14 protein-coding genes and 1 pseudogene are annotated in these 23,293 nt (G+C 55.4%); all 15 read right to left on the bottom strand.

Features of this window, described 5'->3' with window-relative positions; genetic code table 11:
- Positions 1-3: 3 nt before the first annotated feature.
- A complete protein-coding gene (locus tag AM379_RS23390; RefSeq protein WP_001096398.1) occupies positions 4-2,742 on the bottom strand; it encodes a VirB3 family type IV secretion system protein in 2,739 nt (912 codons plus the stop codon).
- A gap of 12 nt (positions 2,743-2,754) precedes the next feature.
- Positions 2,755-3,048 carry a TrbC/VirB2 family protein gene (locus AM379_RS23385; protein ID WP_000600171.1) on the bottom strand — a complete coding sequence of 98 codons (294 nt, stop codon included), beginning with the start codon at positions 3,046-3,048 and terminating at the stop codon, positions 2,755-2,757.
- The gene (locus tag AM379_RS23380; protein WP_001593436.1) at positions 3,048-3,758 is read right to left on the bottom strand and encodes a lytic transglycosylase domain-containing protein; all 711 of its coding nucleotides are present in this window, start codon (positions 3,756-3,758) and stop codon (positions 3,048-3,050) included. Before AM379_RS23380 ends, AM379_RS23385 begins: the two co-directional genes overlap by 1 nt.
- Positions 3,759-3,830: 72 nt before the next feature.
- A complete protein-coding gene (locus tag AM379_RS23375) occupies positions 3,831-4,064 on the bottom strand; it encodes a hypothetical protein (RefSeq protein WP_001231171.1) in 234 nt (77 codons plus the stop codon).
- Between the two features lie 568 nt (positions 4,065-4,632).
- Positions 4,633-4,782: pseudogene (locus AM379_RS23370) on the bottom strand (Hha/YmoA family nucleoid-associated regulatory protein); the annotation flags it as partial.
- A 221-nt stretch (positions 4,783-5,003) separates the two neighbouring features.
- Positions 5,004-5,213, bottom strand: a complete 210-nt coding sequence (locus AM379_RS23365) for a TraR/DksA family transcriptional regulator (protein ID WP_001112403.1) — start codon at positions 5,211-5,213, stop codon at positions 5,004-5,006.
- Positions 5,203-5,784, bottom strand: a complete 582-nt coding sequence (locus AM379_RS23360) for a DUF2857 domain-containing protein (RefSeq protein WP_000937857.1) — start codon at positions 5,782-5,784, stop codon at positions 5,203-5,205. Before AM379_RS23360 ends, AM379_RS23365 begins: the two co-directional genes overlap by 11 nt.
- Entirely contained in the window at positions 5,769-5,951 is a 183-nt protein-coding gene (locus AM379_RS23355) for a hypothetical protein (protein ID WP_032172988.1), read from the bottom strand. The genes AM379_RS23360 and AM379_RS23355 overlap by 16 nt, the downstream gene beginning before the upstream one ends.
- A 21-nt stretch (positions 5,952-5,972) precedes the next feature.
- Positions 5,973-6,158, bottom strand: a complete 186-nt coding sequence (locus AM379_RS23350) for an AlpA family transcriptional regulator (protein WP_000205185.1) — start codon at positions 6,156-6,158, stop codon at positions 5,973-5,975.
- 139 nt (positions 6,159-6,297) lie between these two features.
- The gene (locus AM379_RS24235) at positions 6,298-7,224 is read right to left on the bottom strand and encodes a hypothetical protein (RefSeq protein ID WP_000039782.1); all 927 of its coding nucleotides are present in this window, start codon (positions 7,222-7,224) and stop codon (positions 6,298-6,300) included.
- Between the two features lie 870 nt (positions 7,225-8,094).
- Positions 8,095-10,116 carry a siderophore yersiniabactin receptor FyuA gene (gene fyuA, locus AM379_RS23340; protein ID WP_024622778.1) on the bottom strand — a complete coding sequence of 674 codons (2,022 nt, stop codon included), beginning with the start codon at positions 10,114-10,116 and terminating at the stop codon, positions 8,095-8,097.
- A gap of 130 nt (positions 10,117-10,246) precedes the next feature.
- Positions 10,247-11,824, bottom strand: coding sequence for a yersiniabactin biosynthesis salycil-AMP ligase YbtE (gene ybtE / locus AM379_RS23335; protein ID WP_032414542.1), 1,578 nt, complete (start codon positions 11,822-11,824; stop codon positions 10,247-10,249).
- Between the two features lie 3 nt (positions 11,825-11,827).
- On the bottom strand, positions 11,828-12,631 hold the full coding sequence (gene ybtT / locus AM379_RS23330) for a yersiniabactin biosynthesis thioesterase YbtT (protein WP_000194282.1): 804 nt from the start codon (positions 12,629-12,631) through the stop codon (positions 11,828-11,830).
- Complete coding sequence (gene ybtU, locus AM379_RS23325; protein WP_000982853.1) at positions 12,628-13,728, bottom strand: yersiniabactin biosynthesis oxidoreductase YbtU; 1,101 nt, start codon at positions 13,726-13,728, stop codon at positions 12,628-12,630. Before ybtU ends, ybtT begins: the two co-directional genes overlap by 4 nt.
- The gene (gene irp1, locus AM379_RS23320; protein WP_024622777.1) at positions 13,725-23,216 is read right to left on the bottom strand and encodes a yersiniabactin polyketide synthase HMWP1; all 9,492 of its coding nucleotides are present in this window, start codon (positions 23,214-23,216) and stop codon (positions 13,725-13,727) included. Before irp1 ends, ybtU begins: the two co-directional genes overlap by 4 nt.
- Positions 23,217-23,293: the final 77 nt, after the last annotated feature.

The following is a 23,293-nucleotide window of genomic DNA, read 5'->3' as shown; positions in this document are numbered from 1 at the left end:
GGGTCAGAGCGCTTTAGCCAGGTAGGTATCGAGCCATTCATGAGGCTGCATTCCTTCCCGGTAAATCGATTCGAATATTTCGAGGTTGGGGGCATCGCCGCTCATGACTTTGGTGTATCTGCCGATACCCGACAGGTCGAGCGTGACACGAGCGGCAAAACGTTTGGTATCGCCGCGCTTGAACTGATTTTTCACCACAACATACTGGCGGGCTTGCGGGTCAAGCCCTTTCACCACGTCGAACACTTCCGGTTCAAACTTCATACCGTCAACATAGTGTGCGCGGTCGGCGTTGGGGTTCGCCGCCAGAATCTGTGTCCCGCACTGCTCAATCACTGCCGGGGCGATATCATCTTTGATGATCTCTGCCGGGGATTGAGTACCGACGACCAGCATCCCGTTCAGCTTACGGATGGTTTTCAGCTTGTTATAAGCAAAGTCCTTAAACACCGGGTCGCGTAACCACTTCCAGAATTCATCCATGAAAATGACCAGGCGTCGCCCGTCAAGCAGGCTGGTAATGCGGTACAGCAGATAAAACGAGATTGGCGCACATACGCTTGCATCGTCCAGGAACTCCGTTCCGTCGATGCCGAAGTTATCGCAGTTGCTGATATCGAACGTGTCAGACTCGTTATCAAACACCCAGCCGAACTCACCGCCCTGCGCCCACTGTGACAACCGAATGCTAAGGCCGTTTTCCTGGGCTTCTTTCGTAGCCGGCTCAGGCAAATTTTCCAGCATTCGGGTAATGCCGTAGACGCGATATTGCGGCTCGTCATTCATCACAGCATTGACCGCATCACTCAGACGTCGTTCATCGCGTGGGGAGATCGTCGAGCCGTTACGGGTACAAAGGATTTTCATCAGTTGCTTGATGAAATTGATATTGCGTTTGGTTGCTGGCAACGAGAACGGGTTCCACCCTGTAGACTCACCACTGATAACCCGATAGTAACGGCCACCCAGCGCCCGGATGTTCATCTCTGCGCCCCGGTCTTTATCGAGGTAAACGGTTGTCAGCCGTTTGGTTTTGGCATCCGGGGAGAAGCTATCCTCGCGCCCGTATTTCTGCTGCATGATCTCAAAGAACGTCATCAACATGGTTTTACCCGAACCGTTCGTACCGAGGATGCAGGTACTGGCCGGGTTCTTCTCGTTGAATTCGTCCTTATCTGCCAGTGTGTTATGCAGGTTGATATAGTAGCCATCGCCTGACGGGGTGCGCAGTAAAGCCATCGCATCCCCCCAGGGGGCTTTATCGCGCTTGCCCGGATAGAAATTATGGAGCGCGGCCAGCTCCACAAAGTTCTGGCTACTCAGCTCCCCTTTACGTGGCCTCAGGTTGTAGTTGCCTGGCAGTTGCGCCATATACGCCGCTGAAAGCGATATTTCTGCCGGAACAGGCGTTATCCCTATGTTGTTCAGCGCGTTACTGATTTCATTCGTATCAGCAACCAGGCTTTCCAGCGACGGGGAATACACCATGATGGAAAAATGGTGCTTGCCGTAAGCGATTTTCCCCGATGTCAGCAGGTCAAGCGCCACATCCAGATCCAGCCGCTGGGAAACAGCATCGTCGTCGGCACTCATCAAAAGGCGACGGGTACGCTTAATGGCTTTCTTCGCTTCCTCGCGTGACATGCAGGTATAGGACTGCGTGATCACGTAATCGCAGGGGGCGTAAAGAAGGGAGTCCATCATCCCCGTGGCGGTCTCTTCGGAGAACTCTTTAACCTCCAGCCCCCGGAAATATTGCGTACCGTTGGCGTGGTTTATCTGCCCGGATTCAGCCGAAAAGAACAACGCCGCCGCCCCCATCACGTCATAGGCCGGGGTACGGGTGACGCGCACTTTTCGCCACTGGTGCGTTAGCAGATATTCATAGAAAGCCAGTTGCGACGAAAACACCGCGTTTCCTTCGGTAAACGTACCGAGAGGTCGCGCACCATAGCGCGACAGCGCGGTATCGAGCGTGCTTTTTATTTCCAGCATTTCCAGCAAAGCACCGTCCAGCTCCTTTAGTTTCTGGCTGTCTTTCATCCGTTTGCGTTCTGCTTTTTCAAGGCTGACAAACGGGCGATAGCAGACCGTCAGGAACAGGCGGTTGCGCCGGAACAGACCGACAGAAGCGTAGTAAAGACGGCTAACTTCATCGGCATACGGGTTGCCGGAATCTTTATGAAGATTGTCGGTAAACGTATTGCGGTCGTTATGGATATAGAAAGTAACTGGCATACCTTCGAATGAGCGGATTAGCCCGTGTAACTGGTTCGTCCCGAACTGGAGCGACTCGTCAGACTCGCAGTCGAACGGCGTTCCCATCAATTCCCAGGTGCAGTACAGATCGCTCTTAGGGGAACGAACCACATGCTGATGAATGTGCGATGAGTACGGGATGTACTTCTTGATGGTGGCACACTGATTTAGTTTCATGGCGTCGAGAAACTCCTTGATATCAACATCATCATGCTCAACGGGCATAAATGTTGTTGCGCCAAATAAACGGTTTGCTACCGGCTTTCCCTTCGCTCTCAGCCATACGGCAATCAGATTGAACCGCATCGGTTCATTTCTGGTAAGGGACTTCATCACCAGAAATTGCACAGGAAGTAAGAACAGGAGAGCGACGGAAGTCCAGATAGCAACGATGATGGTTACACCCGTGACAGCCAGCAGGGGCACCATTGGCACCCCCCACAGCGCCGCCGGGCGTTTCATTGCCTTGAGCAGCTTTGCCATATGTTCAGCCTCTTAGCTCATCAGCAGAGCGCCGATTTCACTGCCTCCGCCAATTAAAATGCCGCCAATGATGATGTAGCCGCACTGCGACAGGCTCTCGCCTTTCCACAGGGTCTTATAGCCAATCCAGATCACGGCCACGGTGATCGTGATTGCCGCCAGACCATGCAGCCCGGTTGACACTTTTTGCATGACAGTATTTGCCCGCTGAAATCCGTCGGCCAGTGCCGGGGTTGCAGAAAAAGTCGTCAGCGTACAGGCCGAAACGGGGGGGACCACAGCTTTTAGCTTGCGGAAAAGTATCATTATTCCTCCTCCTCACGGGGTGACAGGGAGAAACTCCGGCGCACTGACGGCGCGGAGAACGGTGCGATGAAGATTTTTTCTTGGCGGAGTTTCGCAGGGACGCCACGGACGACGACTCCGGGCCAGATCACGTGGTGACGGGATGAGTCACTGGCAGGGGCGGTTTTCAGGGGAACGGCAACTGATGATTTGTCCTCACGGGTTCCGGGGACCGCATAGCGGGATGATCCCGGCGGATAACCGATTCGCTGGATATAGCTCGTTCCGGAAAACGCCGTTTCAGGTTGTTGCCCGGTACTGAAATTGCCGGAATAATAACAACTCAGCGCCCTTTTCAGCGTGCCGCCGCGCCGGTAGCAGTCTCTGAGAATGTGTTCGAAGACGGACAGATTGGTACAGGGATCAAGTAGCTCTGTGGCGGACACACCATAATGGCGGAAATTGGTGCTGGTGATTTGCATCAGCCCGACAGAGTAACGGCGATCCTGTGCTGACAGGCGACGGAGAATATGCTCTGCATCTCCCCGGCTGGCTGGCAGGTGAGAAATAATGTGTTGATCGCCGAAAGAGGGGCCGGCCTTCGGGACAATCTCAGCGATGGCATAAGGGTTAAAACCGGATTCCACCCGTGCCACGTCGAATGCCGTGGACGGATGAATGCTGGCGGCGCACTGCATGGCTATCGCCAGAAAGGCTGTGGTGGAAAGCATGGTGACCTCAGTAAACAAGTGACATGCAGGGTCTGCTGATACTGCATGCTGTGGGAACAGAATTAAGGGTGGTTACGACACGGTTTCGATGGGGCCCGTATTCTGTGGTGGATTATTTTCCTCCCGGGGCTCAAGCAGGACCAGTTTGCCGGAAACGGCAATACCGGGCGTCAGGACAATATTCAGACCGGATTTACCGTGGTGGGGAAAGGCGACTCCGACCTTTGTCCACCAGGTATTTTTCTCACCCTGAGAGTCCGGATGACTTTCCTGGGCAACATACGCGTAATAAACAGGCTTTCTCATAATGTCCTCGTTTAATTAAAATTGTTGAAGATGATTTCTTCGATCACATTCCGATCCTGCATTCCGGTTTTAACGGGTCAGCGAGAACATTCAGCGGCACCCTGAATTATGGTTGTGTGACAGCCCGCTCCATATTGTTAAAGAGCATGGTCAGGATGCAGGAGGGGTAATGAAATTTTAACGGGAAAATAAATACCGGAAGGAATGATAAAAAAGTATGTGAAATTAACGTATTACTGGCACGGTGTGTGTGTGCATGAATGATGACGGGCGGGCTGATAATAATATTTGTTGATTATTATCAGGTTAAATTAAACATCCGGAGGAAGACTTTCTTTATATGTCAGATGGGGTTGTATGCTGTCTCTGTGGCTGAATTTGGTAACGACAATAATGTGTAAGGCGTGAAAGACAGGAATACAGTAGTCCCTTTTGTTGTAAGGGACGGTCTTTAATCTGGTTAAACGTTTCCCGGCCACTTAGGCCGATACTTACCGGGCCGGGTGGTGAAATTCGTTTTCATGCCGCAGTGGTGTCCGTCTGTACCTGTTGCATAAAAAACACAGAGTTATCTGACATATTTCCAGACATTACCGGGAACCTTATCAAAGTACTGGTTCATTACAATCTCTGCGCGGCGATAATCTGCTGCGGCATAAAGCATTTCAAGCTCATTCCCTGTGAGCTTTTCTTCCATATGCCCGACAACCTTTTCCAGCAGGCTGCCGTCATTTATTTACCGCAGTTTTCTGACGAATTCCATCTTGTTTGCCGGTTTGTTCATGTCTGACCTCTGGTGTACTGACTGTAAAAAAGGATTGCCACAGCAGGAGATGTGAGCAGGTTATTCATCCATGACATGGAGGCACGGGAACCTGAAAACAAGCCGGCTGGTGCATATTAAAATGTGCGGAGCTATTCTCCTCCGCACATACAGATTTAACGTCTGCGTTTCTCCAGTATCGACTGACAGTCAGTACAGGTTGTTACACCCGGCAGCGTCTGACGGCGTTTTTCCGGAATAGCCTTGCCGCAAAATCGACAGTGCTGCAGGGAAGGTGTCGGTGTGGGTCTTAACCGGCTTTGTTCAATCAGTGCTTCTAGGCACCGTTCATTAAACGCCTGATCGCGATCGATTTCATCTGGCACGTTGTATTCTCCTTACCGTGTTCTTTCTTTCGCAATGCGTGATGCAGTTCCAGACAACGGTCAGCGAGGGGGCAGTACACGATGAAAGGTTTTCTGTAACCTGCATCATGGCGTCCAGCGCCTCCGGGGAATCAATGTTTTCGACCCGATATTTTTGCCACTGATGCCAGATTGCAGCATCGGTTTCTTCATCCGGAATGGGTGTTCTCCCGTTTGGAACGGAGACACCGAGTAACCGGCGGCGTGCACAGGTTTCTCTGGAGCCAACCCCGAAATAACGGTTCATCAGTGCGATTGAGCCCCCCAGCCTGACAGCTCTGTTCAGTTGTTCCTGACGCCTGTTTTCCTCGTGGGATGATGCCAGTAATTTTTGCAGGACATCATGGCGGATAGTAATATCGACAAGCGGTAAAGGTGCCTGACTGAGGGTGATAAGATCGTTTATTGATAAGCAACCGAGCAAATTCATTTCATCGTAAGTGAATCCCATAGTTTCGCAGTGATGAATATTTCCTTCCCGTAGCGCCTGAAGAGCAACGGTTAATATAATATGATTCAGGGATGGAAGCATGAAATTGACTCCTTAACTGAATAAGTGCTCAGTAATTCAGCTGAATATTCAGTGAATGGTATAGTGTCATATAGCACAATACCGGGCAGCTCTGAAATATACATGCAGGTGCTTTTTTTTATACCTGCAGGATCGAAGTTTATGAGTGCCGGGATATTAATGTTCATCATCTTCTCCTCATTGCGTCTTTATCGGTCAGATAACTTTTTGTTGATCCACTCGTCAATCTCAGACTCGAGCCAGGCAACACTAGCAGGGCCTATTTTTATTGAACGGGGAAATGCACCCTCTTTCATATAAAGGTATATCTGTGAACGCTTCAGCCCTGTTTTTTGCTCAACCTGTCTGAGGCGTAGTAACTGATAAGATGTCATATATCCTCCTGTGACTGAAATAAACGGTGGCCGGAGAATAAAAAAACACAGTGGAAGCCTGAGAGAAAGCTGGTGAGCCCTAAATAAGGGATGCAAAACCCTTATTTAGGGTTGTCGGCCATTACAAATGGGGATGGTATTAGCCGGATAAGGATGTCGAAGATGGCGAACCACGCTTCAGCGCATTTTTCAGTGTTTCAGCGTCCAGTTTTTCCCCGATGCCATCGTCTGATGCCCATTGTTCAAAAATAGAAAGGAGCTTATAGGGATGATTCAGCAGTGGGCTGATAGTATCATTGTGCTTGCAGGCCAGCCAAAACAGGCGTGATAACGGTGTTGTCATACGGGAAGGTGAAATGGGATGACTCTCCCTTTTTTTGTATAAATTAATTAGTCTTTCGACTTCGGTGTGGCGAATAACAAAACAGGCATCAGGCGGTAATGTATAAAGAGGAAAGCACCCATTGTGATTATATTTTATGGTCGTCACTTCTGTTAGTTTTTTTATGACATCTAATGCTGTGTTTTTAGGTAGTCTGGAAATTTGTTTTTCTACGCGTTCTTTCCAACTCATCGTTTCGAAAATTTGAAAAAGCTCCTCTGAAAATCTTACTATAATACCATGGTTAGTTTTTCTTGCCCCCACAATTGGGGAGGGGAATTTAAGTTCACGTGCCAGTATGCGCTGAATCAAAACATATTCATAGCCTATCAGGGGGGTATCTATAATTTGTTGCACAGGACAAACATATCTGGCTTCTGTACAGAGTCTTAAATTTTGACCATAAATAAAACCGTCCCTGTCAAGCATGCATAGTTTATCAAGTAGGTCTCCCTCAAACTGCCTGAATTTTATTTTTCCATTAAAAGTTTGTATCTTCTTAAGTATCACAGGAGACTGGAAATAGACCGATAGTAGGATGTTGCCACTCAAGGCATGACGATAAATATCGCTAGGAGTAATTTTTTGTTTTATGGCTTTGGTAGTGATCTCAACTGCTTCCGTTATAGTGACCCATGTTGACATATAATGAGTTATAAGCAATGGCTGATATTTTTTTGACATAATATTATCTCCTTCTACACAACAATTCGTTCCGTTAAGGAAAAAGATTGGTGCCACAAGTATTTATTTATGATTAATCAGAGGGTTTATGACAGAGAAAAGGATGTATATTTCTGAGTGAACATGTACAGGCCTATGGGGTGACTATTTAATGAGTAAATGCCGAATGATTTTCGGGGTGATGATTATAACTTGAGGAAAAATCCCAGCGTGGTTTGAGTAGTGTACCTGAGTGATATTTGTGTTATGTATGCATTGATTGCAGAAGAATAAATATAGTTCAGGCTAGTATAGTTTGTGGTAGCTATGAGAATATATAATCTATTTTACCTATAAAATAATTTATATGTATGGGGTGGTTTTTTTGTGGCGAATTGGTTTTACTGAACCCTAACTTTTGATTTTTAAGTTTGCACTTATTGATATGTTAATATGATAAATGCTTTATATCAGTTTTACTCTACAGAATTTCAAAAAAATAGATGTGTTAATGACTGTTTTTGCCGATGAAATCTTTGAGTTTTCGAAATTGTTTTGAGTTGAGGGTGTGTAATTGTAAAGGTTTTATTAATTCGGGTTGTTTTTTTTGGTTGTTTGTCTGTGCTTTTATATTCTGGAGATGTGCCTTGTATATAGGATTGTTTGTTGGTTGTGTTTTTAATGTTGCACTGTTGTGAATTTTTATTTTGATATGATTATTTCTTTAGTATAAGGAGAGAAAGGAACGAGAAAGTTAAATCTATTTGTCCTAATCGCAATTTCATTGTTTAAATAATCACTATGGATTAATATTTTTTGCGACTCTGCTGAGTTACTGGTTTTAACTAGTGGTGTAAAAGGGATACCTTTTCGGTATCCCTTTTACAATAATCAGAAGAAATCAATTCGCGTATTGATACCGACGGTGCGACCCATATTGACCTGTGCGACGGCGCTGCTGCCGTTCATGTAGCCATAGGTACGGTAACGACGGTCGAACAGGTTATCGACATAGACGGAAATGTTCATCCGTTCAGTCGCTTGCCAGCCCAGGCTGCTGTCCAGGGTGGCATAGGTGCCTTGCCGCAACTGGTTGTCGCCATCGAAATAATGCGGCCCGACCAGATTAACCGCCAGTCGGGGCATCAGTGCGCCATAGCGCGTATCAATCACGCCGTTCACGCTGCTTCCCGCGCCATAACGTGGTACGAACGGCACCCGGTTACCGTGATACAACTCACTGTCATTGGTGAATTCGGAACGGATCACGTTGCCATTGATATCCCATGACCAGCCTGGCGCAAACCGCCACTTCGCTTCAAGCTCAACGCCGGTGGCGTCGGCTTTACCCGCATTGCTTAATGTCTGCATCCCGACCGGGCCAGAGTAAAGCTGCATGTCTTTGGTGTGGGTATAAAACGTCGCGGCTTGCAGCGTGACGTCAGCGGTTTCGTAGCGGGTGCCAAGTTCATAGTTGATGGATTTCTCGGCGACGAACGGTTTGGCATCAAGACCCGCAGTAGGCACGATGTTGTACCCGGAAGGTTTATATCCCTGGGCTACACGGGTATACACTCTCCAGTCATCGGTCAGCATATAGCCTGCGGATAGCTGCCCGAGCACCTGATCGTCATTGCTCTTACCCTGGTCGCCAAACGGGTTGCCGAGCATGCTGCCGTGATATTGTGTACTGGATTTATCATGCGAGAAGCGCACGCCGCCGCCGATATCAAAACGATCGGTTAAATGCCAGGTCAGGTCACTGTATGCGGCCAGCGTTTCAGCGGTGGTATAGCCGGTACTGCTTAAATAAGGCATTGTCGGCATGTCGTAGGCTGAATTTAACTTCTCGCGGGTGTTCTGCCGGTACAGCCCAAACACCATATCAACGGTACGCGCATCGCCCAGGGTTGCGGCGCGCAGCTCCTGCACATCCTGATTCCAGCGCTGAGGCATATTGACGATTAACGAACCGGAAGGGAAGGTGCGCGAATAATGCTGCTGCTGCCAGGCGCTGATCAGGTTGAAAACCCAGTCATCGGTGGTGTATTTCCCACTCAGGGTCTGGCTGTCAGTGCAGCGCCGCATGTACGGGTCTGGTGAACCATCGCTGATCGACAGCTTACGGCCCTTAATATCATTCCATCCCACATAGGCGTCCTGGGTGGCGCGGGTACATTCGCGTGAGGCGGCAAAGCCCATTTCCCAGGGCTGATCGTCCGGCGCCAGACGCAGTTTCACATTCCCTATGCTGGCGCGGGTGCCGCCTAAGTCATCGCTTCCCGTCGCGGGGTTAATCATGTCGCCGTCATCAACCTGGCGTAACAGGGTGACGCTGCCGTACAGCAGGCCATCCTGAATGGGGCCGCTCAGGTTGAACTTACTTCGATAACTGTCGCGGCTACTGACGCCGCCTTCAATATAGCCGCGCGGCGTGCTGTCCGGCTGCTGGGTGACGATGTTGATGATCCCGCCCTGAGCGCTTTTGCCATATAACGTTCCCTGTGGGCCTCGCAGCAACTCCAGGCTTTGCACATCGGTAAGCGCCTGGATGGTGTTGGTGGAAAGCTGAGGGACGCCATCGACATACAGGGTGACGGCGGGGTTATAGAAGTCCTGCGCTGAAGAGACGCCGCGTAGCGAGATCGTCGAAAAAAGCATGTTGCCGCTATTTTCAATATTGAGCCCGGGCAAGACTCTGGGGAGTTTGTCGCTGGCGGTGACGCCGGCGTCGCTTAATTCCGGCGCGCTGACAACAGTAGACGAGACGTTGTTGGCTGATGCCGAGCGGGAAGATTGTTTACTGGCGGTAACCACCAGCGTGCTTTCGTCTTGCTGTGAAGTCTGGGCATTAGCAATGGCGGGGAGCAATAATCCCCCCAAGGCCAGAGGATAAAGCCGTGTCATTTTCATTGTTGTGAGTCCCTGTAAGACGGCGAAACGCCAAAAATACCGACAATGGTGAATTGAAAATGATAACTATTTCTAATAGTGGTGCTACCCGAAACGGGTTTATTTCAACCTGTTTCGGGTCGGTTTGCGCTTATTGGGCAGAATGGCGATAACGGTCGACGGCGAGAGCCGTCAGGCGTTTTTTGTCTATCTTGCCGACGGCGGTGAGCGGCCAGTGGTCCAGAAACTCGATTTGGTCAGGAATTTTCCACGCGCTGAGCCCCATACGGGTCAGTTGTTGACGCAACTGCTGATAGTCAGTTGGCACCTGCTGCGCGATGATAAACGCGCAAATCCGCTCGCCAAGCAGCGTGTCCGGCGCGGCGACCACCGCGCAATCTTGCACTTCCGCTAAACGCAGCAGTGCCGATTCCACTTCAGCCGCGGCTATTTTTTCTCCGGCGCGGTTGATCTGCTCTTTTATGCGTCCCTCAACGTGCAGGTTCCCCACCTCATCCAGCCTGACATTGTCGCCTGTGCGGTAAAACCCTTGCGCGGTAAAGGCCTGCGCGTTGTGGGCAGGGGCGCGGTAATAGCCCGAAATGGTATAAGGGCCGCGCGTTAACAATTGCCCGGTTTCGCCCGGCGCGACGTCGTTCTCGTCTTGATCAACGATGCGGATTTCATCCAGAGGGGACAACGGGCGCCCCTGGCTGTGGAGAATGGTGGCATGCGGATCGTCCAGCCGGGTAAAACAGAGCAGGCCTTCCGCCATACCGAAAACCTGTTGCAGGGTACAGTCAAAGGTGGCGATAACCTGCTCAGCAAGCGTCGGGTCGAGCCGGGCGCCGCCTGCCTGAATGACGCGCAGCGACGAAAGGTCGCTGTCTTCCCACTCCCTGGCCTGCACCCATAATTGCGCCAGCGCCGGAACCAGGGCGACGTGAGTCACTCTTTCCTGCGCGATTAAAGGCATCACCTCATCACAGCTGGCGCTGTCGGTCAGCACCACTTTTCCGCCGCAGGCAAGCGTTCCCAGAATACCGGGGCAGGCCAGCGGAAAGTTATGCGCCACCGGGAGGACGGCGAGATACACGCTCTGTTGGCTGATGCCGCACAGTTCAGCAGAAGCGCTGAAGTTATAGCTATAGTCGGCATGTCGGCGCGGGATGAGTTTGGGCGTGCCGGTTGTGCCGCCTGAGAGCAACAACAACGCGGTGGCGGAAACATCAGGCTGCGGCCATGCCTGTCGCTCACCGTGAAGGGAGAAGAACGGCGTAAAATCGTCGCTCACGGTCTCTCCAGCGACCAGAACATGACGCAAGCAGGCGTGTTTGTGCGCCATCTGTCGGGCCAGCTCTGCGTGGTTTTCCACGTGAATAACGTAAGCGACGGGTTGCGCCAGCTCAATCAGCGCGTCGATATCCAGCGCCCGTTGCGAGGGCATCGCCAGCACGGGGATAACGCCCAGTCTTAACAAGGCGAACAGCAGGGTAACAAACGCGTTGTCGTTGGGAAGCTGCACAATTACATGCTCCCCCGAACGCAAACCCAGTGATGACAGACCTGCGGCAAGTTCGTCAACTTGTGCATCAAGCGCGCTGTAGGTTAACGACCCCTTTGCATCAACGACGGCAATTCGCGAGGCATAACGGGCCGCCCAGTGGCGCAACTGTTCGGCAATGGGTAAGGGATACTGTTCAATCAGAGATTTAAAGGAAGAATTCATGCGTCACCTTTCTGAAGTACTGGGCTGTTTTTGCAACGCGGTCATTGCAGAAAATGCGTGGGGAAAATGGCGGACAATCTGCGTAAAAAAGGACCGGGCTTGTTGAATGGGATAGAAATGATCGCCGTCAATCACCACCGGGCCTGTAACGTGGCTCAGCCACTGACGCCAGGCATCGACCTGCTGCCAGGAGGCTTCGCGATCGTGGCTGCCGCACAATAACAGCGCAGGCGTGCGCAGCGGCGGACAGACGTCGGGCGAGTCGTAGTGATAGCTCTCGGTGGCGTAAAAATCAGCGCGCAGAAGAGGAAGAAACAGCGACATTAATTCCTGGTTTTCCCGCAGTTCAGGAGAACATCCGCCAATGTCTATCAGCTCAGCGATAAAGTCGGCATCATCGCGATGGCTGAGCTGGCGTTCAGAATGCAGATGCGGGGCATGGCACCCGGAAATAATCAGTCCTTGTGGCGCAAGCCCCCGTTGCTCCAGAAGTCGGCAGGTTTCAAACGCCACCTGCGCCCCCATGCTGTGCCCGGCGAGTAAAAGCGGCGTGTCAGGCGATACGGATGCTTCCAGCTCGTTCGCCAGCAGTGCCGCCAGTTGTGTAATGCTTCTGAGCGGTTCCAGATGGCGAAGGCGATCGCGCCCCGGCCAGGTCACCAGAGAAAGCGCGCAATCAGCCAGTTGCTCAGCTTGCCAGTGGCGAAACGCGCTACTGCTGCCGCCAGCGAAAGGGCACATGACCAGATGCGCAGTATTGCCGTTCCGGGCGGGCCACAGCGGGATGCACATTGCAGATTGCGTCACAGCGCCTCCTTATCATCATCGTTGTAGAAACCGGCTAACCGGTCGTGGTGAGGCGGTGTCAGGCGTCTGATCTCCGCATTGCCGGTCTTACGTAAAATCTGCTGCCATAAACGTGATAACGCGATCTGATGTACGCTTTGGCAGGCCGCTGGTGGATGTTCGCCCGCCAGATGGCTGCGCAACTGGTGTAGCAACCAGCTGACGCCCTCCGGCCCGACGGTTTCGCAGCAGTCGCGCCAGCTCAGGGGCGCCGCGCTGCGCGTCAGACCCGGCAGATCGCGCAGGATCTCCGGTCTGCGGTAGAGGCTGTGGGCGTTCTCCTGATGGTCTGCGACAAACAGGCTGGATGACCAGATGACGGGGCCGTAGCTCGCCTCCAGCGAAAGATGACCTTCCGGCCAGCCCAGCAGCAGGCGGTGCATGATAAGGCTATGCATATCTGGATCGTCAGGATCGAGATAGCGCTGAAGCAGCAGGCAGGCTTCTCCCTCCGGCCAGAAGAGTCTCAGACAGTGAAAATCGCTAAAGCTGCCAACCACGTCGCACTCCACGGCGGCGGCATCAACGCCCAGAGCCAGCAACAACAAATCCAGAGTGGAGTAGAGCAACTGTCGGCTGGTGGTGGCGTGGACTACCGGCGGCGTCTTAGCCAGGCAGCGACGCAGCTGCTGAGCATCGCGAAGCCATGTGCGTCCCGCGCGCGTATGCGGATAAAACGTGTTTACCCAATAGCAGCAGCCCTGTTCCTGCGCCAGCGTTTGTAAGGAACTGATGTCATCCGGGTGGAGGGGATGCTCCTGAATGACGTGTACGCCGCGCGTCAGAAAGTGTCTGGCAAGCTGCGTACCGGTTCCTCCGGCGACGGTCGAACGCACGACAATACAGGCGATATCCGGCATCTTGGTTATCTGTTCCGGCGAGGTATACAGCGGAATGCCAAACGCATGAGCCAGCTCTCTTGAACGGGCGCTTCCCTGCGCCAGCAGGCCGACCAGTTCCAGCCCCTCCGGGGGCTGCATAAAGGCATTCAGGTACATTTCGCCAAATTTGGCGCCCACAATCAGTACGCGTTGTTTTGGGGAGGCGGACGGCATCATAACGTGTTCTCCGGTTGCATTGAGGTTGCGCAAAGCCAGCGCGTAATGTGTTGCGCACAAGCCTGAACGTGGGGGGCTTCCATCATGATTTGCCAGTGGCTGGCTTCAATCACAGCGTCGTCGGCGTTGTTTATCCAGCCCTGCCACTCGGTTTCTGCTGGCGTCCAGCGCGCGGGTCTCCCGGCGGCATACACCATGAGACAGGGGACCGGAACGCTTTCGCCCGGCGTATGCTCAGTCAGTAAACGCAGCAGATGCGCGATGTTGTCGAGCCACGTTTCTGCCGCTTGCAGCGTCAGGTTTTGCGACACCATACCGGCCGTTTTAGCGAGGCTGATAAAGTCGGCAAGCTGGCTGTCGGGCGTCTGCTGGTCGAAATGTTCGGGCAGTGCCAGAGGCGTTTGTCCTTCGGCTAACAGGCGCAGCAGGGCCGCCCGGTTTTCGCAACAGAAATCCTGTCGGCACACGGGATCGATTAACACCATCCGAACCTGCTCGCCTTTGGCGTACAGGCGCTGTGCGGCGCCCGCTGCAAGAAACGCGCCATACGACCAACCCGCCAGCACATAAGGGCCGTGAGGCTGCTGACGACGGATGCACCCGACATACTCATCGATCATCTGGTCGAGCGTGGCAAAGCGCTGCGGCGATTTTGCTTGCAGGCCGAAAACGCGCCTGTTCAACGCGCTAGCGAGCGGCAGCCAGGCGCTGATATCGCCGTCTGAAGCGTGGAAGACAAACAGGGTTTCCTCACCGTCGCCCTGGCAAAGGGGTATCGGGTTGTCCTCTCCTGACGTAGCCGCCTGTAGATGGGCGCAGAAGTCGCTCAGCGTCGAATGGCTGAACAGATCCTGAAGGTTAGCCCTGGCAATCCCTCTCCGGTTTAGCTGCGCGACCATCCTTGTCGCCATCAGGCTGTCGCCGCCCAGTTCGAAAAAGTCGTGATGCCTTGCCACGGGGCGAGACAGCAGCGATTGCCAGAGTTCAGCCACCTGTTTTTCCAGCGCCGGATTCCCCCCGGCAACTGGCGTGGGTTTGGCTGGCTCAGTCGGCGTATCAGACGGGGCATGCAGCGGCGTAAATAACGCTTCTCTTTGCCGGATCTGTAAAATGGGCAGACCGGTGCCAAAGCGCTGCTGTAAATAGCGGCTCACGGCTTTTTTATCCGGGCGATTTACGCCAGGCGAACGCGCCACCAGCAGATGCTGGCGCAGCGGCGACGATTCCTGCGCGGGCCACGCCAGCTCGTTTGCAAACCCGGCCTGAACGAGAACCTCCTGCCATGCGGAGCGGGTGAGCATCGGTTTCTCATCCCGGCGGCGGAAATCGCGGTATCCGCTTAATCCCTCAATAAAGCCCACGCTCGCCAGCTGGAATACGCTGTTTCGCTCCGTCGCTTCAACGATCAGCAAACGTCCGCCGGCTTTCAGCAACAGTTTTAATCTGCGCAACGTCTGGACGACATGGCTGGCGTCGTGGAGCACATTGACGGCAACGATCAGGTCGTAACCCGCCTCCGGGTGGGCGGTGAAATCCAGCGGCTGGTTGATGTCGAACAAGGCATAAGACACCTGCGATTCATCATGGAAACGGGCTCTGGCGTCATTGAGGAACTGCGCGGAGACGTCCGTGAAGTGGTACGACTGCCGCGTGTTCCGCGTGGCCTTCAGCACCGGCGCGGTAGTGGCTGCGGTTCCGGCGCCAACCTCCAGAATCCGTTCTGCGCTGCACAAGGCGGCAATCTGCGCGGTATAGCGATTCAGACAGGCGCTGGCGGGGTTGTCGCGATACAGCGCGTCGGTAACGCGATGCTGCTCGTTGAACAGCAATTCCAGCGGAGAACACCGCCCGGAGAAGAGGGCGTCGTGCCGGGCGATGCAGGTTTCCAGATACTGCGCCAGCGCCTGGCTCCATTGGCTTTGCGGGCACGCTTCCTGAGGCTCAGGAATCTCGCTGAGCGGAATGCGGCAGCGCCAGCTTTCACCTTCGCGGATTAACCACTCTCTTTCCGTCAGACACTGTAGCCACTGGCGCAGCAGACGCTGGTGAGACGCTTGCGCGGACAGCGCCTGTACTATTGCGCTAAAGCGATGGGCGATCTCCGGCGTGGTAAACAGGCCGTGACGATTTAGCGTAGCCGCGATCCCCTGTAGCGCACGCGCCTCCAGCCAGCGCCAGGTCGCCTCCAGCTCATCAAGCTGCGCCTGCTCAGGCAACGGCAGCGCCAGTTGGGTAAGTTCGTGCTCATCAGGCATCGCCGCTGATGGCGACGGATCGTCGGCCATCACGATATCCAGCGTCAACGCGCCCTGTTCGGTTATTTCCGCTCTGGCCTGCCGGATGCCGGGGTATTCGAGCGTCGCCTGCTCAATATCCCGCAGGTCGTAGTCCGCCTGCGCGTTCAGCGGCCAGCGTCGGCGGGGAATGTGCCCGGCGATGCCGCTGGCGAGAGTCTTCAGGCTTTCAGGGGCGGCGATGACGGCTTGCAGGATGGCGCAATAGTCATTAAACATCGCCTCGGCAGCGCCGGGTTCCAGCACGTTGTCCATGCAGTACCAGCTAAACATCAACTCGCCGTCGCTCTCCATGACCTGATGATCCAGCCAGACCTGCGGCGTTTGCGTGAATACATAGCAGGGTTCGCCGAACAGATGGCTCATCGCCTGATCGATAGTCATGCCTTCCAGCGTCATCCCCAGCATACTGGTAAACACTACCGGCATCAGCGGTTGACGTTGTGATCCGCGCAGGCGGCCCAGCTCACGGATCACCTCAACACCGTTCATTTCACTGTGCGCCATGTTTTGCCAGAGGCGCTGTTGGGTCTGTTGCATCTGCTCTTGCAACGTCACCGGCGCTGAGAAGTTAAAATCAACCAGCGTGACGGAGGTAAAATCACCAATCAACTGGTTGATTTGCGGATGGATCGGCTGGCGATTGAAGAACGTCAGGTTCAGCGTAAATGTTGTGGTACGGCTCCAGCGCTCAAGGGTGGCGGCAAACAGCGTGAGCAGCGCGGCAGACGGTGTGACGCCTTGCTGCTGCCAGCGCTGTTTCACGGCCTGCCATTCTGTCTTGCCGATCGTCGATTTGAAGGTGGTGAAGTGTGGCGTTTCCGGGGGCGTCTCAACCACCGGCAGCTCTGGCGCTAAGGGCAGTTGCGGCAGTTTTTCCTGCCAGTAATCCCAGGCATCGTGCCATGCCGATGTCTGTCGGCGCGCCTGTTCAGCCATCACATAATCACGGAAGGTAATAGCGAGCGGCGCCAGCGTTTCACCGCGCCAGACCTGCGCCAGGTCGTCCATCATGACTTTAAAACTCTGCACATCAAACTGCAAAAGGTCGAGGTTCATATGCAGACGGTAATGGCAATCGTCGATTTCGCTGACCACCAGCTCAAAAAGAGGCCACTGGTCGGCAGGCAAAACGCGATAGCTCAGTTCATGCCGCCGTTTTTCCAGCGCGATGCGCTGTTCTTCCGGGGAAAGCGCGCGCAGATCGTCACGCGGGATGTGATACTCCGGCGTTGTCGCCAGGATTCGCTGCTGCCCGTCGGCATCAACCACCATACGCAACATATCGTGGCGTGCGATGAGCTGGTTCCATGCTTTCTCCAGTATGGCGAGATTGAACTCATCGTGGCGTTTATCCCACTCAAACAGGACGTGACAGGCGACGCCGCCATAGCCAATGAGGTGGGTTCGCCCCAGCCAGTAGGCGTGCTGAATGGGCGTCAAAGGGAAGGGCGCATAACGCTCGTCGGCGTCGTGCCGCAACACTTCCGGCTGCGAAGCGGCAGGCGTCGCCTCTGGCTTAGAACAGATAAGCTGCGTGAGTCCATGAGGAGACAGATCCTGCCACGCCCGTTCCGCATTGATGCGTACGCCCAGGTAGTGCTGAATATCGCTACTGAGTTCAAGGAAGAGCAGCGAGTCCATGCCGAGTTGCAACAGATCCTGGTTTGGATGCAGTGACGCCGGATCGCTCAGCCTTAGCTGAACCGCAATCCGCTTTTTCAGCCATGCCATCACCGCTGTTTCATCGCTCAGGCTGCCGTTAAAGGCGTTGTCATCAGCAGGAGGAATGACCGGCGTTGCGGCTTTTTCTGTGGCGCTGATGTTAAACAGAGCCTGTTGTAACGGGGGCATTTTGTCGGTAAAAACGCGCATCGCCAGTCGCCACGGGGCGCCGCGCATCACCGCCTGTTCCAGGTGCCAGCAGCCTTCGGCATCGCTTAACGCGCCCATACCTCGGCTGGCGAGCGTCGCCAGCATTTCCGGCGTGGCCGCCCGACCGCTTTCTCCCCATGCGCCCCAGGCGACAGAGAGCGTTTTCGGCGCATCAAGGGTGGAAAACTGCTGGGCCAGCCCGTCCAGGTAGCCGCAGGCCAGCGCATGGGCGCTCTGACCCGGCGCGCCGAGGGTGGCGGCAGCGGAAGAGTAGAGAATAAGATAGCGTCCGTCGTGGTTGCGCAGGGTTTGCAACAGCTGGCTTGCCGCCTGCGCTTTTACCGCGAAAACGGCAGCCAGCTGGTGGTCATCAAGCTCCTGCAAGGGCGCGTCAGCCAATACGCCAGCGGCATGAATCGCTCCGGCAATGCCGCCGTTGGCCGCCAGATCGTCAAGAACCGTGGCCAGTTGCCCGGCATCGCCCACATCACAACGGCAGACGCGCGTCTGCCCGCCCTCCACGTCGCGTAGCCATGACTCATCCACGCGCGGCGCCAGCAGGGCGATGCGTCGCGCCCCTTTTTCTCTGAGCCAGTTCACGGCAAGGCGGCCTAATCCGCCAAACGCTCCGGTCACCAGATGCCAGCGGCTATCGCCGGTAAACACGTTTGCCGGTAATTCAGCGGCGCATCCCGTATTGGGCGCCAGTGAAGGGAGCCAAAGGGTGTCACCCCGTGCGGCGAGCCAGCGCTGTGATAGTGAGACTGCGCTCAACCCTTGATGCAGCGTTTCCCACGGGGGGTTTTCGGCGAGATCGATGGCGGCAAGCAACCGTTCCGGCTGTTCGTTGGCCGCGACGCGAAGCAAGGCCCATAGCGCGTGATGGGATGCAGAGAGTGCTTCATTTTCCTCGACTCGCCACGCGCGGCGAGTAACCACAATCAATCCGGCTGCGCTGGCGGTGAGCGCTGCTATCACTTTCTCCGCTAAGGCCAGCGTATCCTCGCTCTCCTCAACAATCATCAGTCGCGAAGAGGCGTGCGGATCGTGAATGATGCCGTATTGCGCCAGCTCGTCGCTGCGCGCAAGCGTACCGGCGCTGAAGCTAAAGGTAAGCGGTTGGTCAATGCTGGCGACGTTGAGGGGCGTCCAGCGCCATTGATAATGCGTCTGCGGCGCAGGAAGAGGCGCGGCGGGCGATAGCGGCAGCCACTCGCCAGCAGGATGACGGGCTTCAACGCGCATCTGACCGCGGGAAAAGGCTTCGTTTTGCCAGCTTAAGCGAACCTTCCCCAGCCACTCCGGGGCGGCGACGGGGGGCGGTTCCACAGGCAGAGCGTCGCCATGACGCTGTGAAAGCAGACGCCAGGCCTCCTGCCAGCGGGTGTTAAACCGTTCGGGCTGACCTGCGCAATCAGACCAGTCGGCGAGATAATCACCGTTATCCGTCAGCGCCTGCCCCAACACGGGTTCTGATGGCGCGGTGAATGTTACGGCGCTAACCGCCTGACCGGGCAGCGTGGCGAGAATGATATGTTCGCTCATCCCGGCGGTCGGGCTGCCATCCTGCGGTAGCCACGCCACTTTGCTGAATCCGGCGTGGCGGCACTGTTGTTGCCACTGAGCGGTGGTGAGGAATAACTCACCTTCGCGGGCGTCGAGATCCTGTAGCGGAAGAACCAGCGGGCCGAAAACGAAGTCAAACAGACGCATTGGCTGGGTGATTTCGCGCATCAGCAGGCGCCCGCCCGGCTTGAGCAGGGGGCGCAGATTATCGAGCGTGCGGCCAATATGGCGGGTGGCGTGAATCACGTTCGCTGCCACGATAAGATCGTAAGACTGTGCCTGGAAACCCTGAGACTGCGCCTCTTTTTCGAGATCCAGCTCGCTATACTTCACAAAATCATAGTCGGCGAATTTCTGCTGGGCGCGACGGGTGAACAGCGCCGAGATATCGGTGAAATGGTACTCCAGTGCCGGAACGCCGTTGAGTTCCGGCAGCAGCCACGCGGTGGTGCCGCCGGTTCCGCCGCCAACTTCAAGAATACGCAACGGCTGGCGGGGCTGACGCGTCTGGACAATGCCGCGTAATACCCCGGCGGCGATTTGGTTGAAATAGCGGCCAAAGCTGAATTCCTGATACAGCACTTCCACGCCGTCGGAGGCGCTTTGCGGGAAGATAATCGCCACCGGTTCTTCCGCGCCGCTCATCATTTCATATAACCGATCGCCGGCACGGGCGATGGTGTCGGGAATAGCCTGAAAACCTTCACAATAACCGGCAAGTTCCGTCAGCAGTGATTCCCGCTGTTGATGTTCAATGGGGCGGGCGCGGACGTATCGCCCGTCGGTGCAGCGGTAATCGCCGTCGACCACGCAGTTATTCAGCAGGCGCTGGAGTAGCTGCTGGTAGCGGGGCAGCAGACGTCCACGGCGCATGATGGTCATGGCGTCCACGCCGTTCTCAATGGCATCGCCGGTACAGCGTTGTACCAGTTGATCGACGTAGATGGCGTGCAGTCGCGTGGCGCACTGTTTAAGCGCTTCCAGGCGAGGGAGATCGAGCGCTGTCGCGGCGCGACTCGCCACCTCCAGCCCGGCAGACAGCGCTGCGTCGGCAGGCTCGCAGGCCGGGGAGACGCGCTCTTTCCAGTAACGCTCAGTATCAAACGGATAACATGGCGCAGCGATACGTTGTCCATCGCCCGCCAGCAGGTCGGCCCACGGTAGGGCGACGCCGGCAGCGTAAAGCTGGAGCAGGGCCTGATTGAGGACATCGCTCGCCTCTTTGTTACGCCGGGCGCTGGCTATCCAGTATGCGTTATCGCGGTATTCGCGCTGCCCGCAAGCAACCAACTGGGCATCGGGCCCCATCTCCAGAAAAACGCGGGCGCCGAGCTGATGCGCCACCTGAATACTCTGGATAAAACGCACCGGCTGGCGCATGTGTCGGCGCCAGTAATCCGCCTGGTTGAGCGTTGACTCATCAATGACGTCGGCGGTGAGCGTGGAAATAATCGGTATTTGCCCCGGCTCCGCGTGCAGTCCCGCGCAGGCGTCCTGGAACCGATCGAGTATCGGCTCCAGTAAAGCGGAGTGCGCCGCACCGGTTACGCTCAGGCGACGATAGTTAATGTCATGCTGCGAGAGCGTGGCGCAAAATACTGCGAGACGGGCTTCCGGCCCGGAAAATACCGTATGTTGCGTACCGTTATTGGCGGCGAGATCCAGCTCAAACTGGCGAGCCAGCGGCATCAGCGTGTCTTCGTCTGCAAATACCGCCACCATCGCGCCGCTTGCGCACTGCTGCATTAGCGCGCCGCGCCGACAAACCAGTGGCATGACCTGTTCAATCGTATAGTGTCCGCAGACAACAGCAGCGGCAAATTCACCGACGGAATGCCCAATGGCGAAGTCTGGCTTCAGTCCTTCAGCACGCCAGTGCGCCGCCATCGCGATTTCAAACGCGACAATCGCCGGCTGCGCCCAGGCCATATTGTCCAGTTGCGCCGAATCGGGGTTAAACATCGCTTCGCGCAGTGACGGCGTGAGCATTTCGCTACAGGCGGAAAAACAGCGATCCAGCGTGTCGGCAAACGCCGTTGAGTGCTGGTACATCGTTTGACCCATAGTGCGCCAGTGCGAGCCCTGGCCGGTAAACAGCCACACCTGCTTGCCGCTGGCGCCGTGGCCGCTGTAAACCAGCGCCCCCGATTTCTCACCGGCCCAGGCGCTGAGCGCCTCGGCGGTTTCACGGTTTAATGGCGCCGCCAGGCGGAAGGGGAGATCGAGACGGCGCGCGTGCAGGGCTGTGAAGGCCAGAGAGCTGGCATCCGCATTCTCTCTCAGCGCCCCGGCATAATCCGTCGCCAGCCGCCGCAACGCGCTGTCGCTGGCGGCGCTGAGCAGCAGCGCGGTACTTTTTCTGCCGCTATCCGTATTGGGGAGGCGCGCGTTGAGCGCGTCGGGCAGCGAGGCGACGATCATATGGCAGTTGGTGCCGCCAATACCAAAGGAGGAGACGCCCGCATAGCGCATTTCGTCCTGCCATGCCTGTGCCGACACCGGTATGGTAAAGGGGCTCTCTTCAAGTTTCAGCGCCGGGTTGGGGGTGTGAAAATTCAGTAAGGGAGGAATTTGCCCGCGACTGACTGCCAGAACGGTTTTCAGCAGTCCGGCAATGCCCGCCGCGGTATCCAGATGGCCCATGTTACTTTTCACGGAACCGAGCGCACAGCGCTGATCCTGCGGGCGAGGCGCATAGACGTTGCGTAACGCTTCAATTTCAATCGCGTCGCCCAGCGGTGTGCCGGTGCCGTGGGTTTCAATGTAACCTACCTGCCTGTCGTCGATGGCCGCCAGCATTAACGCCTCTTCGATGACTGCCTGTTGCCCTGCGACGGAAGGGGCGGTATAGCCGACCTTTCTGTTGCCGTCGTTGTTGACCGCGCTGGAGAGGATCACCGAGATAATCGGATCGCCTGACAGCAGCGCGTCTCTCAGGCGACGCAGCACCACGCAGCCGAGACCGTTACCGGCCCAGGTGCCCTCAGCCGAGGCGTCAAAGGGACGACAGTGACCATCAGGAGAGAAAATCATTCCGGGCTGGTAGCGGTAGCCTGCCTGCTGGGGGAAAGAGAGCGCCACGCCGCCGGCAACCGCCATATCGGATTCGCCTGCGCGCAGGCTTTCACAGGCCAGATGCACGGCAACCAGCGAGCTGGAGCAGGCGGTCTGTACCGATAACGCCGGGCCGTGCAGGTTGAGTTTGTACGCGGCGCGGGTGGCAATATAGTCTTTATCATTGCCCATCAGAGATTGCAGACCTTTTACCTGCGCGACTTCTGTCACGTTCAATGCTTCGCGACCGGGGTAGGTACTCATCCGGGAAGAGGCGAAAACGCCGGTCTTATGGGGGACGGCGCCGGGGGCATAACCGGCATGTTCCAGCGCATGCCAGACCGCCTGCAAAAATAGGCGCTGCTGCGGGTCCATCGACTCCGCTTCCTGTCGCGAATAGCCAAACAGGGTGGCGTCGAAGCAGTCGGCGTTGTCTAACACCGTACCGATATTGACATAATGAGGATCGTCAATGATGGCGGCATCCAGACCGACGGCCAGAAGCTCTTCGCGCGTAAAGCGTCGGCTGCATTCACGACCTTCCAGCAGATTTTGCCAGAACGTTTCGCCATCCGGCGATTCAGGAAAATGGCAGGCGTAGCCGATAACCGCGACAGGTTCGCAGTCCGGGTAGTGTTGAGCGATCGATGCATCAATGGAATCTGCTGTCGGCGCAGAAGAGAAGCGCAAGTTATCCATAATCGGTCCCGTTTCCTAAGATTCACAAAGTCAATGGAACGCCATGCGTTCGCGATGGCGTTCCGGGGAAAATCAGT

This window comes from Enterobacter cloacae complex sp. FDA-CDC-AR_0132 (assembly GCF_003010695.1).
Classification (GTDB): Bacteria; Pseudomonadota; Gammaproteobacteria; order Enterobacterales; family Enterobacteriaceae; genus Enterobacter; species Enterobacter ludwigii.
This window is presented reverse-complemented; position numbering and strand designations above follow the sequence as displayed.

Bases quoted from the DNA above. Each gene is read 5' to 3' on its own strand.
- AM379_RS23390 (WP_001096398.1), bottom strand. From the start codon at position 2,742: ATGGCAAAGCTGCTCAAGGCAATGAAACGCCCGGCGGCGCTGTGGGGG.
- AM379_RS23385 (WP_000600171.1), bottom strand. From the start codon at position 3,048: ATGATACTTTTCCGCAAGCTAAAAGCTGTGGTCCCCCCCGTTTCGGCC.
- AM379_RS23380 (WP_001593436.1), bottom strand. From the start codon at position 3,758: ATGCTTTCCACCACAGCCTTTCTGGCGATAGCCATGCAGTGCGCCGCC.
- AM379_RS23375 (WP_001231171.1), bottom strand. From the start codon at position 4,064: ATGAGAAAGCCTGTTTATTACGCGTATGTTGCCCAGGAAAGTCATCCG.
- AM379_RS23360 (WP_000937857.1), bottom strand. From the start codon at position 5,784: ATGCTTCCATCCCTGAATCATATTATATTAACCGTTGCTCTTCAGGCG.
- AM379_RS23355 (WP_032172988.1), bottom strand. From the start codon at position 5,951: ATGAACATTAATATCCCGGCACTCATAAACTTCGATCCTGCAGGTATA.
- AM379_RS23350 (WP_000205185.1), bottom strand. From the start codon at position 6,158: ATGACATCTTATCAGTTACTACGCCTCAGACAGGTTGAGCAAAAAACA.
- AM379_RS24235 (WP_000039782.1), bottom strand. From the start codon at position 7,224: ATGTCAAAAAAATATCAGCCATTGCTTATAACTCATTATATGTCAACA.
- fyuA (WP_024622778.1), bottom strand. From the start codon at position 10,116: ATGAAAATGACACGGCTTTATCCTCTGGCCTTGGGGGGATTATTGCTC.
- ybtE (WP_032414542.1), bottom strand. From the start codon at position 11,824: ATGAATTCTTCCTTTAAATCTCTGATTGAACAGTATCCCTTACCCATT.
- ybtU (WP_000982853.1), bottom strand. From the start codon at position 13,728: ATGATGCCGTCCGCCTCCCCAAAACAACGCGTACTGATTGTGGGCGCC.
- irp1 (WP_024622777.1), bottom strand. From the start codon at position 23,216: ATGGATAACTTGCGCTTCTCTTCTGCGCCGACAGCAGATTCCATTGAT.